A 586-nucleotide genomic window follows, 5' to 3' on the forward strand; every position below is an offset into this window, starting at 1 on the left:
CCCAGATGTATCAGAACATCGCATACTTCCTCGGCCTCTTGAACGAGGATCGGGCTCGTGCTAATATGCCGCCCGCAACCCAGACCGACGTGGACAAGGCAGTGAGTCACGGGTTTGACAAGAAACAATCGTTCCGACACCGCACAAAGGAGAAGAAATGAGCAAAATCACCAAAAGTCGCGTCATCATCGAGTTCGAGGCGTCTTCTGGCTACGAGTCGAAAGAAGAGTTCCAGACGCATCCGAGTTCGCTTCCACTCAGGAATGCGCTGCGCGAGATTTTGCGCGTGCTCCTGATCAACAACGAACGTGAGGAAGTGACGAACATCGTGAATGAAGCTCTGTACTACGACGAAGAGGATGCGGTGTGAAGCTCAGTGAGATGAAGGCCCTGTATCTTCGGGCCAAGGACGCATACTACAACGGCAAGTCCGAGATCATGTCGGATGCAGCGTTCGACCGTCTGGAAGATACGATCCGGAAACGCAGCCCAGAATGGGAAGAATTGGACAAGACGGGTGTGCGTATCTCTGACAAGAAGGAAGAGGTGGCTCTGTGTTGGCCTATGCCGAGTCTGGAAAAAGCGT

General features: G+C 53.1%; 2 protein-coding genes. Both read left to right on the plus strand.

Annotated elements, in window-relative coordinates; genetic code table 11:
- Positions 1-157 precede the first annotated feature (157 nt).
- Positions 158-370, plus strand: a complete 213-nt coding sequence (locus AC1RPG_RS07960) for a hypothetical protein (RefSeq protein ID WP_251188573.1) — start codon at positions 158-160, stop codon at positions 368-370.
- Positions 367-586: hypothetical protein (locus AC1RPG_RS07965; RefSeq protein WP_481762462.1), on the plus strand; the 220-nt coding region annotated here is incomplete at its 3' end. The genes AC1RPG_RS07960 and AC1RPG_RS07965, both read left to right, overlap by 4 nt.

The sequence above is a fragment of the Dellaglioa sp. CoH-57-MRSF-18 genome, assembly GCF_056781995.1.

Coding starts and splice junctions, on each gene's coding strand:
- AC1RPG_RS07960 (WP_251188573.1), top strand. CDS start 158: ATGAGCAAAATCACCAAAAGTCGCGTCATCATCGAGTTCGAGGCGTCT.